Raw genomic sequence first — 12,468 nt, forward strand, 5'->3', positions numbered from 1 at the left:
CCAACGTGTTCGAACTCTTCCAAGCCGCCATCCTGCCACACCAGCTTTTGCTGACGCTGCTGCTGACACTGGTCGTCTGCTACTGGCTTCTGGTCCTGCTTGGCGCGCTGGATTTCGAGGCTGATCTGCCGGACGATCTGGGCACAGACGGGGATGCCCACCACGGTGCCGGCTCCTCAAACGCTCTTGGCATGAGCACCGGTGGCGCCTGGCTCTCGGCGGGTCGTTTCCTCGGCTTTTCACAGGTGCCTCTCATGGTCTGGCTCAGCTTCCTGGTCCTCTTTCTCTGGTTCGGCTCCTTGGCGCTAAATGAATGGTACAATCAAGCTGGCAGCCTGCTGCAGGCCACCTGGCTCCTCCTGCCCAACCTGCTCGGCAGCCTCATCGTGACCAAGCTCGTCACCCTCCCGGTCGCCAAACTCTTCAAAGCCATGGGCGATGCCGACTCCGAGGCCGAAGAGGTCATCGGCCGCACCGGCATCGTGGTTTCCACCGAGGCGGATGCCTCCTACGGCCAGCTCGAAATCACCACCGCCAATGTCCCTCTTCTCATCAATGTCCGCACCCAGCCCGATGCGGCTCCGCTGAAACGCGGCGACTCGGCCAAAGTCATCTCCGCAGGCCCCGACAACATTTTTTACCTGATCGAATCAGCACCTCAAAACTAACTCACCGACCTCTCACTCCCTTTTATGACCACATCCCTCCACCTCGCTCTCCTGCTTGAAGGCAGCCTTCTTGTCGGAGTCATCATCATCGGCATCTTTCTCGGCATCCTGATTCTGTTCTCGCGGTTCTTCCGCAAGGTGCAGCAGGGCCAGGCCATCGTGCGCAACGGCATCGGCGGCACCAAGGTGACCTTCAACGGCATGATCGTCATCCCCGTGGCGCATCAGTCCGAATACATGGACATCTCGGTCAAGCGCATCGAAATCGAGCGCAAGGCCCAGGAAGGCCTCATCTGCAAAGACAACCTCCGCGCCGACATCAAGGTCGCCTTCTTCGTCCGTGTGAACAAAACACCGGAAGACGTACTGCGCGTCGCCCAGAGCATCGGCTGCGCCCGTGCCAGCACCGTGGACACCATCCGCGTGCTGTTTGACGCCAAGTTCTCCGAAGCCCTGAAAACCGTGGGCAAGCGCTTCGAATTCGTGCAGCTCTACAATGAGCGCGACCATTTCAAGAGCGAGATCCTCAAAGTCATCGGCACGGATCTCAACGGCTTCACCCTCGACGACTGCGCCATCGACTTCCTCGAACAAACGCAGCTCGAAAACCTTGATCCCGACAACATCCTGGACGCCGAGGGCATCAAGAAAATCACCGAGCTCACCGCCGCGCAGGCCAAGCTCTCCAACAACATCCAGCGCGACAAGGAAAAGGTCATCAAGCAGCAGGATGTGCAGGCACGTGAGGCCATCCTCGAACTCGAACGCCAGCTGGCAGAAACAGAGTCCAAGCAGAAACGTGACGTCGAAAGCGTCCGTGCCCGCGAAACGGCCGAGATGATGAAGGTGCAGGAAGAAGAGCGCCTGAAGTCCGAACGCGCCCGGATCAGCGCCGACGAAGAAATCGCCGTCGCCACCCAGAACAAAGACCGCCAGGTCCTCGTCGCCCAGCGCAACAAGGAGCGCACCGACGCCGTCGAAGTCGAGCGCGTCACCCGTGATCGCGATCTCGAAATCATCGACCGCGAGCGCGTCACCACGCTCAAGGCCATTGAAAAGGAAAAGGCCGTCGAAGTGGAGAAAAAGAGCATCCAGGAAGTCATCAAGGACCGTGTGGCCCTGGAAAAGACCGTCGTCATCGAGCAGCAGAAGATGAAAGACGCCGAAGCCTTCGCCACCGCCGACCGCGAGAAGCAGGTGGCTCTCACCAACGCCGAGAAAAACGCCCAGGAGCAGCTCATCCAGAAAATCAAGGAGGCCGAAGCCCACAAACAAGCCGCGCAGCTCGCCGCCGAGCAGGCCGCCTTCACCTCCATCAAAGCCGCCGAAGCCGCCAAACAATCTGCGGAGCTTCACGCTCAGGAATTGCTTACCCTCGCCGAAGCCCGGCAGGAGTCTGCCTCCAAAGATGCCGCCGCCGAGAAATCCCTCGCCGAAGGTCGCACCGCCAGCTCCGCCGCCATCGGCCTCGGAGAAGCCCAGGTCCTTCTCGCCAAGGCCGAAGCCTCGCAGAAGCAGGGCACCGCAGATGCCGAAGTCACGCAGCTCAAACTCGCTGCGGAAGCCGATGGCATCACCAAGAAGGCCCAGGCCATGAAGCTGCTCGAAAACGCCGGACGCGAACACGAGGAGTTCAAGCTCACCCTCGAAAAGGAAAAGGCTATCGAGCTCGCGCAGATCAACATCCAGAAGGACATCGCCGCCGCCCAGGCCAACGTGCTTGGCGAGGCCATGAAGTCCGCCAAGATCGAGATCATTGGCGGTGAAAGCCAGTTCTTCGACAAGATCACCACCGCCATCGGCAACGCCCGCGCCATCGACCGCATGGTCGAAGGCAGCCGCACCCTGACCGACGTGAAGGAAACCTTCTTCACCGGCGATCCCGACTACTTCAAATCCCAGCTCAAAAACATCATCGATCAGTTCGGGCTCACCTCCGAAGACACCAAGAACCTCACCCTCAGCGCCCTCTTCTCCAAGCTCATCGGCCTCAATCCCGATGCCACCACCCTGAACAAGCTCACCGGCATTCTCGGCGCCGCCTCCCGCTTCGGCCTCACTGAGCAGACCGTCAGCTCCTTGCTCGCAGCCAAGGCGGCGAAGAAGTAAGCTGATGAATCCTTCCTCTCCAGCAGTGCAACGCACCTTGGTGAATCCAGGCAAGGCCGTTTGGACACTGCTGGCGATAGGTATGGCAGTGGTCGATGTCTGCTCTGGCCCTGGCTGGTTTAGCGTTCTCGCACCTCTGCGCGCCGCCTTATTTCTCAAATTGATCTGGATGGAAACACATGGCTGATCCGGCACCATCTCCCCAACCCTCCCCGCAGCTCGAAGCCGGCGCTTACGAAGTCATTCGGCAGCGTCTCAACAAGCACGGCGCGGAACTCCAACGCCGGCTGGACCTGCTGAACGCTGACCGCAAGGCGGAGTTCGGCGGCATCGAAACCGCCCTGCTGGCCACCACCCGGCTGACGACGGAAAACAACTGCGTGCCGCGCGATCTCGCCGCCATCGGCCCGCATCGTTTCCTCTTTGGCTACAACGTGCACCTCGGCCTGCGCAGCACCATGCGCGTCGAAGACGTGTTCGCGGTGTATGATTTCCACCCGGACGATCACAGCTTCCATCCCAACAAGGACAACCTGCTCGGCGATCCCCAGTTCGCGGAGGACTTCGCCTACCTCTACAACTACTACAAGCACGCCTCCTTCCTCAAGTTCCACCGCATTGGCCCGCACCTCTATCTGGGCTTCCAGGTCGGTCAGCGCGCCACCGAGGTGAAGACCTTCAAGTGGCTCGTGGATGATGACAAGGGCACGCTCAAATACCTCGGCAACCGCAGCGACCACGAATTCGTCTTCCCCACCCCGCAGGAGTTTGAATGGAAGCGTGCCACGCGGGACATGTACATCCACGGCACCCACCCGCACATCAGCATCGAGGACCGCGTCTTCGTCGAGACCATCGGCGGCGACCTCACCGTGAAGGTGGAGAACAACACCGCCACCGGCCGCGGCATCTACAGCGAGCCCGTCGAAAACAAGGACCAGACCCTCGACGATGCCGAGGTGTACTACGCCATCGTGGGCAATCTCATCCTGCTCAAAGTCCTGCCCTACCAGGAGAAAACATGGCGGCATCTCGTCTTCAATGAGCGCACGCGTCAGGCGCATCGCATCGACAGCATCGCAGAAAGCTGCGTCCTCCTGCCGGACGACCACGGCATTCTCTTCCCGCATGGCTATGTGCTGCAGACCGGTGAAGTAAGGCGCTTTGAAACCGGCCTGCCACCCATGCGTTTTGAGAAGCGCATCCCTGCCGCGAACGGTGAGGACACGCTCTTTGTCTTCAGCCATCTCGAAAGCGGCTCCTACCTCCTGCTCAGCTACAACCTCATCACGCAGAGCGTCGCCACGCCGCAGCCCTGCCACGGCTTCAGCCTCTTCCCCAGTGGGGAGCTCGTGCTCTTTTCGGCGGATGAAGAGCCGCGCAAGCACCACGTCATCCAGGTCTGGCGCACGCCCTTCGTTTCCGCCAATGTGAGCGAAGCCAAAGCTTCGCAGACCTTCCTCAGCAAGATCGGCAACGCCGAAATCGTCCGCGCCATGGCGGAGTGCAACGGCGTCCTCACCCTCCTCTCCAAGGACGATTCCTTCTCCGGCCTCTACGTCGAACTCGCCCGCTCCTGCGGCGACATTGCCGACAGCTATTTCTGGGTCGGACGCGAGGAGACCCACGACCTCAAGAGCATCCTCGTCGAGATCAAGACCACCGCCGAAGCCGCCTTGGGCGAGTTTGAAAAGGTCAGCCGCATGCGCAAAACGGCGGCAGAACAGACCGCCGCGTTGCAGGAGAAAGCGCAGAAGGCCCTCGGCTCCGCCTCCAACACCGATCCCACCGACATTCTCGGCTTCGTCCAGCTCCTCACATCCCTGCGTGAGCTGCGCGGCCAGATCATCGCCCTGCGCGATGTGCGCTACACGGATGCCGCCGAGATCGACCGCATGGACAAGGCCGTGGCGGAAGGCGCGGACAAGCTCTCCGCCAAATGCGTCACCTTCCTGCTCAAACCGGAGTCGCTGGACCCTTACCGCAAACAGATCACCGAGCAGCAGGCCCTCGTTCCCACACTTGCCAAAGTCACCGAAGCCCAGGCCGTCGAAGAGGCCCTCGCCAAATCCAGCAGCGAGCTGGAGATGCTCACCGCGATTGTCAGCGGCCTCAAGATTGAAGACGCCACCGAGACCACGCGCATCATCGAAGGCATCTCCACGCTTTTCGCGCAGCTCAATCAGGTGCGCAGCGTCCTGCGCAACCGACGCAATGATCTCGCCAAGACGGAAGGCGCGGCTCAGTTCCAGGCCCAGCTCAGCCTGCTCAGCCAGAGCGTGCTGAACTACCTCGAAGTCGCCACGACACCTGAGAAGTGCGATGAATCGCTCACCCGTGTTCTCGTGCAGATCGAGGAGATGGAGACCCGCTTCTCCGACTTCGACGACTACGCCGCCGAACTCATCAAAAAGCGCGAAGAGGTGCAGGCCGCCTTCGAGTCACGCCGCCAGAGCCTCAGCGATGCTCTGAACCGCCGCTGCGGCAGCCTCGGCCAGTCCGCCGAACGCATTCTCAGCAGCATCCGCAATCGCCTCGCCAACTTTGCCAAGCCCGAGGAAGTCCACGCCTGGCTCGCCGCCGATGCCATGGTCGCCAAGCTGCGCGATCTCATCGAGGAACTGCGCAAGCTCGGCGACAGCGTCCGCGCCGACGAACTGCAGACCCGCCTCAAGACCGTCCAGCAGGACTCCCTCAAGCAGATCCGCGACAAGTCGGAAATCTTTGTCAGCGGCGGCGACCTCATCCAGCTCGGCCAGCATCAGTTCAGCGTGAACAAGCAGCCGCTGGAGCTCACCATTCTCCCTCGTGAGCATGGCCTGGCCTTCCACCTCACCGGCACGCGTTTTTATGAGATCGTCGAAAATCCTGAACTCGCGACACAACGCAGCGTCTGGGATCAGGCCGTCGTCTCCGAAAATGCAGATGTCTATCGCGCCGAATATCTCGCCTGGCAGATGCTCAAATCCGGCACCAGCGATGACGTCTCCACCTTCATGGCCCAACGCTATCATGAAGGCTACACCAAAGGCGTGCACGATCACGACGCCGCGTTGCTGCTGAAACCTCTGCGCGAAATGCAGCAGGCCCTCGGCCTCCTCCGCCATTCCCCCGCCGCCCGCGGCTACGCCCGTTTGTTCTGGCGTGCCTTGCCGGAGGATGATGCCAAAAAAGCGCTGCTCGCCCGCATGCAGTCAAAAGGCCGCATGCGTGATCTGCTGGGAGTTTCAAATGCCGCCATCGATGATGAACTGGCGAAGCAGGTCGAACGCCTGCTGGGCAATCGGTTGCCGCAGGCTTCGTCACATCAAATCACCGCCTGCCTCCTCGACGAACTCCAATCCAAGCACCCTTTCACCCGCTCCGCCGCCGCCACAGAACTCCTGCGCGCCTTCCACCGTGAGCTCACCGTCAAACACGCCGCCAAGGATTTCGAAGAGACGCTGACCTCACTCGCTGCGCAGCCGCTGCTGGCCTTTGAAATTGCCTTGGAATGGATCACCGCACTCAACCCCACCACCGCCCCCGGCGTCTTGATCGAAGCCGCCGCCATGGTTATCACCCACGATCAACCACCGGCCGCAATTCCCACTGAGCCCGCCGCCCACGCCTCCATCACCGGCCTCATCGGCACTCATGCCCGCATCGCCGAAGCGAAGCTCGAACTCAACTACCACGAATTCACCACGCGTCTGCAACGCTACGAAGCCGAAGTCGTGCCCTCCTTCGAAGCCTTCCAAGCACTCAAGCACCGCCTCGCCGAAAGCCGCCGCCGTGAACTGCGCCTCGATCAGTTCAAAGCCGGCGTGCTCAGCTCCTTCGTCCGCAACCGCCTCATCGATCAGGTCTATCTCCCGCTCATCGGCGCCAACCTCGCCAAGCAGCTTGGTGCCGCAGGCAAGGACACTCGCACCGACCGCATGGGCATGCTCCTGCTCATCTCCCCACCCGGCTATGGCAAGACGACGCTCATGGAATACGTCGCCAGCCGCCTCGGCATCACGCTCGTGAAAATCAACGGGCCCGCTCTCGGCCACAAGGTCACCTCCCTCGATCCCGCCGAGGCCGCCAACGCCAGCGCACGTGAAGAAGTCGAGAAGCTCAACCTCGCCTTCGAGATGGGCGACAACGTCATGATCTACATCGATGACATCCAGCACACGAACCCCGAGTTCCTGCAAAAATTCATCTCCCTATGCGATGGCACCCGCAAGATCGAAGGCGTGTTCAAAGGCGAAGCGAAGACCTATGACCTGCGCGGCCGCAAAGTCGCCGTGGTCATGGCCGGCAATCCCTACACCGAAGTCGGCGGCAAATTCCAGGTGCCCGACATGCTCGCCAACCGCGCTGACACCTACAATCTCGGCGATATCCTCGGCGGTCATCAGGAAGCCTTCAAAGACAGCTACATTGAGAATAGCCTCACCAGCAACGCCACGCTCGCCCGCATCGCCGCGCGCAGTCACGCCGATGCGCTTGCCATCTTGAAGGTGGCGCAAACCGGCACCCGCGAAGGTGTCGAATTCGAAGGCAGCTACAGCGCCGAAGAAATCAACGAAGCCGTCGCCGTCATGGAAAAGCTCCTGCATGTGCGCGAGATCATCCTGCGCGTGAATCAGGAATACGTGCGCAGCGCCGCCATGGAGGACGCCTACCGCACCGAGCCGCCCTTCAAGCTCCAGGGCAGCTACCGCAACATGAACAAGATCGCGGAGAAAATTCTCCCGCTCATGACCGATGCCGAAGTCGCCAGCCTCATCGCCGATCACTATCGCGGCGAAGCGCAGACACTCAGCCAGGCCGCCGAATCCAACCTCCTCAAGTGGCGCGAGATCAATGCCCTCTCCACCGAGGCCGATGTCATTCGCTGGACCGAAATCAAGAGCACCTTCAAGCGCAACCTGCTCACCGGAGGCGCAGGCGAAAACGATCCCATCAACCGCATCACCGGCCACATGAACGCCTTCACGCTCGGCCTGGAAAAAATCGAGCAGGCCGTCAGCCAGCCCACCCTTTCCGATGTCACTATCGAACGCCTCCAGCGCATCATCGAAGGCCTGCGCGCCGTCCCCGTGAACGTCGAAATCCGCGTTCAGCCCGTGGAGAAAGAAGCCGCAGGTGAGTCACCCGTGGATGTCTCCAGCACTGTCGAACAGGAATAAATTAACCCAGCGTCTTCCTGGCCGCCCGCAGCGCACCCAGCGTCCACACCACGGGATAAAGCTGCTCATGGTACCACAGCCGCGCAAAGTACAGCCCGATCGGTGAGGCCGGAAAGCGAGTGCCATTCTCCGTGGCCGCAATCAGCCACTGCACACTCTTCCTCACATCGTCAGCCCCACCGCCCAGCGCATGCAGCGCCACCGCCGTCTCTTCGATGCTTGATGGCGCATTCGCATCCCCGCCAAAAGAACCATCCGCTTTTCGCGCACTGCGCAGGTACTGCCTCCCGCTCTGAATCAACACATCAAACTTGCTGGCAAGCTGCGCACTGCCACTCAGATGATTGACCACCTGCGCCGTGCCATACACCGGATTGTTTTCATCCGGCGTGTGTTCATTGCCAAACCACAGCGGGATCCAGGAGCCATCGGGCAACTGCACCCGCTTCAAGTAGGCCAACGCCTGTCGCGTTCCCTCATCGATGCGTTTCTTCAAAGCTTGCGGTGCCTCATCTCTCCACACCCACCACGCACACAGCGCATGCGCCGTGATCTCCGGCGTGCTGCGGTCAAACGGCAGCGTGCCCCATCCCCGGCAAAACGTAGGAATGCCCCCGTCCCGATTTTGCAAATCCAGCAGCCAGGTGATGCCCTGCTGAATCGCCTCATCACAGGAATGTCCGATCTTCTTGAGCGCAATGAGCGCACTCGAAGTGTCATCCGCATCCGGCACGCCCCCGGGCAGATCCGTCCATGCCCAGCCCCCCGGCGGCGCATTGGTAAAAGGATGCACCTCCCGATACTGCTGCGCCAGCAGCCACGGAATCGGTGGCGCGCTGAAGTCGGAGCTCCGCAGCGACAACGTCGTCCCCCACGTCGCCAGATTGGTGTCAATCGGCCAGCTCCCATCCTCCCGCTTGGACTTCACAAGAAACTCCACCGCCAATGGCAGGCAAGGATGATCAAACTCACCAGCACCCGCCAGTGCCATGGTCACAAAACTCGTCAGCGGCGTGGCTTCAAGATACCCCCCGCTGCTCGGTTGCAGCGCCTTGAGCATGGGCCGGATACGCGGCCACGTCAGCGCCCGCAGCCACCGCAGCGGATTCCACCACGCCGGCGGTGCATTTTTAAAACGCGTGTACCCGATGGCAATCAACGCCGGCAAGGCATAGCTCACCACCGGCAGCCCCACCGCGCCAAACCAGGTGCGCGGCAGCGCAGCCAGCTCAAACGGCAGCGCAATGACATGCTTCCACGGCTTCTCACCCAAGGTGCCGCACAGCGCGCACAGCATCAGAATGGGTACGGAGAATGTCTTGTCCTTCCCATAGCGGGACACCACCGCCTTGGCGATGGTCACAGGCTCAAGCGAACCCACCTGCGCGCTGATGCACCCATTGGCAGATTCAACGGCTGGCGATGCCCGCCGCCCTACAAGGTGCAGCGCACTCCAGCACAGCAGTGTGGTCGAAAGATTGCTCTTGCTCAGCGTCGTGTCACCCCAGCCGCCATCGGCATTCTGATGATCACACAACCAGTCTGCACCAGCAGCGATGTGCACCGCATGCTTGTCACGATCCACCAGCGCCAGCGCAACGATGGCCGTCGCGGTGGAAAGCGCGCTGCTGGACAGCCGCCCTTCCCAGTGGCCGCTCGCACGGCGCAGGGCATCCAGATGCGCCTGCGTGTTGGCGATGGCGCTGTCGAGGGCGTCCATCATGGCAGAAAACCTCAGGCTTCGAGCTTCAGCTCTGGACGGGCATCGATGGCCTTGGTGAGCGAAATCCAGCCGCCTTCGCGCTGCTGCTGGAACATGTAGAGATACAAGGCGACCTGCTTGGCAGGATACGCCGCGAGCAAGGCGGCCACGGCGGCTTCGGCCTTGTCGTCATCGATCACTTCAGGGAGTTCGGTCACTTCACCTTTGCCATCATGCGCGATCTGCGCGGCATCGAGGAAAGTGATGAGCATCTGCGGCTGGCCCTTCAGCAGCCAGATCTGGAAGATCTGCGCCGTCACTTCTTCGTTCGACTTCGTGTTCAGCTGCTCCAGCAGCCACTCGGCCTGCTTGGCACGGGATTTCTCCAGAATGAAAGCAGGACGGAGACGCTTGGCGGGAGCAAGCGAGTCAATGACAGCCTTGTACGCAGCGCGCTGATCGGTCTGCATGTAAGTCATGATCTGCATGCGCAGCTCGGCACCGATGGCTTGAAGAAGTTGGTTGGGTCGCATCTGGATTGGGGTGGAAACGGGTGGCTCTGCTACCACCACGGCACGGAAGTCGCAACCGTTTTGCCTCACAGCAGGCGAATCGTCAGCGGGAAGCGGTAAACCTTTCCTTCCGAGGCATTCACGATCCCGATGATCGTCAGCACGATCGTGGCGATGCCCACGGCAAAAAGCAGCGGAATGCCGATGAGAATGAAACAGAGCAAAAAGGAAAGGAAACCATACACCAGGAAGCTGAGCTGAAAGTTCAGCAGTTCCCGCCCTTGGAGGTCGAGGTAGCTGCTTTGGTCCTTTTTGACCAGCCAGACAATGAGTGGCCCCAGAATGGGGAAACCCACCAGGCAGAGCACATGCATGACAATGCCCAGCGTCTTTTCATCCTGACTGACGGCTGAATACGGCAGTGCGGGAGGTGGATCGGGAGATTCCATGGCACATTAACACTACTCCAAATTGGCTCGCTGCCCATTACAAATGCGGAGCCGGTTTCCCGGCTCCGCACAAAAAAGCAAACTCAAAACTGTCCGTCCGTCTAGACTTCCGGCAGCTTGAATTCTTCCACGTAGTTCTCCGTGGCCAGCTTGTTGGCCTCCTCGGCGAACTCACCCGTGAACTTCTCGGAGACGGGATCAAATTCCAGCCAGGGGCCGGCACTGATCTTGTCCACGTTGAGGTCGATCTTGTTGTCCTCGAGGTTCTTCACGAAGTGCTCCAGAGTTTCCAGACCAGCCTTGTCATTCTTGAGGCGTTCCTGCACCTCCGCGACGTTCGCAGCCTTGCCCAGACGGTAGGAGATGTTTGCCAGATGGGCCAGCGACGCGGCGTGGAAGCCGTGGGAGACGTGCAAGTTCGGGTTGATGAGCTTGCCGGCACGCACCGAGTTGATGAAATTGAGCATGTGGTCAGCGCCGTCATTGAAGTTCTCGAACTTCTTGATGGCCTGCCCTTCATTGTCATATGCCTTGGCCTCAATGACGTAACCGCCTTCGCAATGGATGACGTTGCCGACGCGCGCAGCAGCGGTCTTGCCATTCACGCGGAAAACGGGCTCCAGCTTCCAGTCCATGTCCTTCAGAGGCAGACCGCGGTTGTCAAACAGCAGCGGCGCGGGCTCGTAGGCCCAGAAGGCCATCTGATTGTTCGCGGTCTCACCGTCATCCTTGTAGCCCCAGCGTCCGCCAAAGCTCATCACGCGCTTGGGCAGCAGTTCGGGATCTCCCAGCGCCCAGCGGCCCACGTCCGTCTGATGCGGCCCTTGGTTGCCGATGTCGCCATTGCCGAAAGCCCACTGCCAGTGCCAGTCATAGTGGAACTGCGAGCGGTGCACCGGCTGCATGCCACGGGGGCCAGCCCACAGCTTGTAGTCCACATCCACTTCCTGCGGCGCTCCGGCCGGGTCGGTCTTGACGTTGCGCAAATCGTGGAAGGTCCCCTTGATCATCCCGTCCTTCGGCTCGATCGCCACCGCCACTTTGCCGGTGGAAATGCGCGACTTGTAGTTCACACCACGGGACAGCGTCACCTTGCCGATGTGGCCTTCCTTCACCCAGGCCATGGCCTCCGCCCAGCCGGGGCTGGAACGGCGCTGCATGCCGTGCTGCACCACGAGTCCCTTTTTCGCGACCTTCTCAGCGGCATTCAAAAGCTGACGGCCTTCCCAGATGTTGTGGCACACGGGTTTCTCCACGTACACATGCTTGCCATGCTGCATGGCCGTCATGGCGATGAGCGTATGCGTGTGGTTCGGCGTGGCGATGGTCACGGCATCCACCTCAGGGTCGAGCATAAGCTTCCGGTAGTCGGAGTAAGCCGTGACAGTGTTGTTTTTCTTGGCCTGATTTGCCACGCCCTTCGCGAGCACATTGGCATCCACGTCACAAAGAGCGACGATGCGAACGCCCGGGATTTCCTCCAGGCTCTTGATGTGGCCTGCGCCACGTCCGTTAAATCCGATGACCGCGACACGAACGTCACCATTGGCACCCAGCGGTGCGGAGAAGGCTCGGGATGCGACGAGACCGGCGGCGCCGGCCACAGTGCCGCGAAGGAAGGTTCGGCGGGTGGTTTGGTTTTGTTTGGTTTGCATGGAATGAAGAGTTGGAATCAGGCACAGCCGCACCTGGGAAGCGCGGCATGGAATACATCAAGCCTAGCCAAAACGTCAGCGAAAAGACAACCCTTTCCTTTCATTCCCCGCCGTTTATGCCCAAACCCCCGCCGTTTGTGATTCGCCGGCGGGAGCTCAACCTTTGCTTCGAGCGGCTGTGCTGCATTTGATCCTTCCGAAACAGGCCGGA

General features: G+C 60.7%; 7 protein-coding genes. 3 read left to right on the top strand and 4 right to left on the bottom strand.

Annotation, left to right across the window (positions count from 1 at the left end; all coding sequences use genetic code 11):
- Positions 1–5 precede the first annotated feature (5 nt).
- From ACILSL_RS15285 to ACILSL_RS15295, 3 genes are all read left to right on the top strand, one after another.
- Positions 6–668, top strand: coding sequence for a hypothetical protein (locus tag ACILSL_RS15285; protein ID WP_395732911.1), 663 nt, complete (start codon positions 6–8; stop codon positions 666–668).
- 24 nt (positions 669–692) lie between these two features.
- The gene (locus ACILSL_RS15290; RefSeq protein WP_395732912.1) at positions 693–2,777 is read left to right on the top strand and encodes a flotillin family protein; all 2,085 of its coding nucleotides are present in this window, start codon (positions 693–695) and stop codon (positions 2,775–2,777) included.
- 179 nt (positions 2,778–2,956) lie between these two features.
- Positions 2,957–7,939 carry a DNA repair ATPase gene (locus tag ACILSL_RS15295; protein WP_395732913.1) on the top strand — a complete coding sequence of 1,661 codons (4,983 nt, stop codon included), beginning with the start codon at positions 2,957–2,959 and terminating at the stop codon, positions 7,937–7,939.
- Position 7,940: 1 nt separating this feature from the next.
- Here the strand turns inward: ACILSL_RS15295 and ACILSL_RS15300 are convergent, their stop codons facing one another.
- From ACILSL_RS15300 to ACILSL_RS15315, 4 genes are all read right to left on the bottom strand, one after another.
- Entirely contained in the window at positions 7,941–9,662 is a 1,722-nt protein-coding gene (locus ACILSL_RS15300; protein WP_395732914.1) for a prenyltransferase/squalene oxidase repeat-containing protein, read from the bottom strand.
- 11 nt (positions 9,663–9,673) lie between these two features.
- Entirely contained in the window at positions 9,674–10,174 is a 501-nt protein-coding gene (locus tag ACILSL_RS15305) for a hypothetical protein (RefSeq protein WP_395732915.1), read from the bottom strand.
- Positions 10,175–10,239: 65 nt separating this feature from the next.
- Positions 10,240–10,602, bottom strand: coding sequence for a DUF4870 domain-containing protein (locus tag ACILSL_RS15310; protein ID WP_395732916.1), 363 nt, complete (start codon positions 10,600–10,602; stop codon positions 10,240–10,242).
- Between the two features lie 101 nt (positions 10,603–10,703).
- Positions 10,704–12,257: a Gfo/Idh/MocA family protein gene (locus ACILSL_RS15315; RefSeq protein ID WP_395732917.1), complete on the bottom strand. Its 1,554-nt coding sequence runs from the start codon at positions 12,255–12,257 to the stop codon at positions 10,704–10,706.
- Positions 12,258–12,468: the final 211 nt, after the last annotated feature.

It is taken from the genome of Prosthecobacter sp. (assembly GCF_044222345.1).
Classification (GTDB): Bacteria; Verrucomicrobiota; Verrucomicrobiia; order Verrucomicrobiales; family Verrucomicrobiaceae; genus Prosthecobacter.